The organism is Desulfosarcina cetonica JCM 12296 (assembly GCF_001311845.1).
Classification (GTDB): Bacteria; Desulfobacterota; Desulfobacteria; order Desulfobacterales; family Desulfosarcinaceae; genus Desulfosarcina; species Desulfosarcina cetonica.
This window is the reverse complement of the sequence record NZ_BBCC01000423.1, coordinates 1-1,702: the sequence shown is the minus strand read 5'-3', so window position 1 is coordinate 1,702 and position 1,702 is coordinate 1. Positions and strand designations below refer to the sequence as shown.

The 1,702-nt window shown below is 62.6% G+C and carries 2 protein-coding genes; both read left to right on the top strand.

The genetic code is table 11. The annotated features are described in order from the left end of the window. A partial coding sequence (locus JCM12296_RS40805) for a hypothetical protein (RefSeq protein WP_218188445.1) occupies positions 1 to 662 on the top strand: 662 nt, incomplete at its 5' end. Next, positions 646 to 1,611 carry an AAA family ATPase gene (locus JCM12296_RS34590; protein WP_054702699.1) on the top strand — a complete coding sequence of 322 codons (966 nt, stop codon included), beginning with the start codon at positions 646 to 648 and terminating at the stop codon, positions 1,609 to 1,611. The genes JCM12296_RS40805 and JCM12296_RS34590, both read left to right, overlap by 17 nt. The last annotated feature ends 91 nt before the right edge of the window (positions 1,612 to 1,702 follow it).

The following is a 1,702-nucleotide window of genomic DNA, read 5'->3' as shown; positions in this document are numbered from 1 at the left end:
CGGTGACGGTTCCCTGGCATGGGACCCAGTATTTCCGGGTGGTGGACGACGCGTGGCGTTCGATTTACGCCCTAGACCAAACGGATCAGCCGGTGATCCTGAGACGTGCCTGGGGCAGGGGGGAACTGGTGCTGGCGGCCGACAGTTTTCTGCTCAGCAACGAGGCCCTGCGCAAAGAACGCGTGATACCGCTGTTGACCTGGTTTCTGCCCCCGGCCCAACGGATTGTCTTCGATGAATTCCACCATGGCATTGCCCGCCGGTCCGGCATTGCCACCTTGGCCAGGAAATACGGTCTGGAGAAAATCGCCGGGGCCCTGATCTTCATCGGCCTGCTTTTTGTCTGGCGCCAGAGTGCCGCCTTCGTGCCGCCATCGGCCCGGTCCGGTCCGAAAGGCGCGGCGCATCCCATTGCGGGCGGCGACAGCGGCCAGGGCCTGGTCAGCCTGATGCAGCGGCATATTCCGGAGCAGCAATTGGTATCCGTCTGTTTTCTACTTGGCAGGCGGGCCCGGCGGCCCGCCATGTGCGTGCCGAACGCCTTGTCATGGCACGTCAATGGCTGGAACGGCACACCGCTACCCGCCATGATCCGGTGGCGGCCTATGGCCATATCGTCCAACTGCTTGAACAGAGAAAACACCTATGACCATCGATCTTGACACCGTCAAAACCGTTCTTTCACGAACCAAACAGGAAATCGCCAAGGTCATCATCGGCCACGAGCAGGTCATCGACTATGCCTTGATCGCCATTTTCACCGGTCAGCATGCCTTGATCGAGGGCGTGCCCGGGGTGGCCAAAACCCTTTTGGTGCGCACCCTGGCCCATGTCCTGGGCTGCGATTTTGGTCGCATTCAGTTCACGCCGGATCTCATGCCGGCGGACATCACCGGCACCCATGTGTTCGATCTTCAGCAAAACAGCTTTCGCCTGGTCAAGGGCCCTGTTTTTACCACCTTCCTATTGGCCGACGAAATCAACCGGGCGCCGGCCAAGACCCAGTCGGCCCTGCTCCAGGCCATGCAGGAACGCACGGTGACCATCGACCGCCAAACCCACGATCTATCTCCCCATTTCACCGTGTTCGCCACCCAGAACCCCATCGAATACCAGGGCACCTATCCCCTGCCCGAAGCCCAACTGGACCGCTTCATGTTGAAAATCGCCATGGGCCATCCCGGCGAGGATGAGGAATTGACCCTGGCGCGGCGGATGCTGGGCCGCGAATCCCCCGAGGCGGTGCTGGCCAGCGGCGCGGTCAAGGCCGTGATCCCCGCCAAGGCCCTCACGGCCCTGAGTCGTCAGTTGGAGAGCATCACGGTCAAGGAGGAGCTTTTGGCCTACCTGGTGGCGGTGGTGCGCCAGACCCGCCGCCACCCGGGCGTCCTGGTGGGTGCCGGCCCCCGGGCCATCCAGGCGCTTTTGCTGGGCAGCCGGGCATTGGCCGCTATCTCGGGGCGTGACTTCATCACCCCCGACGATATCAAAAACCTGGCGCCCGCCGTTTTGGGACACCGCATCGTCCTGCGCCCCGAATACGAGATCGAGGGACTTTCCATCGACGAGGTGATCGGCCAGATCCTGGAAGAGGTGACGGTTCCCCGATGATGGTGCCCCGTATGCGATTGCTGGGCCTTTGCGTTTTGGTCCTGTTGCCGGCGGCTTGGTTGCTGGACCACGGTCCGGCAGCGCCCTGGCC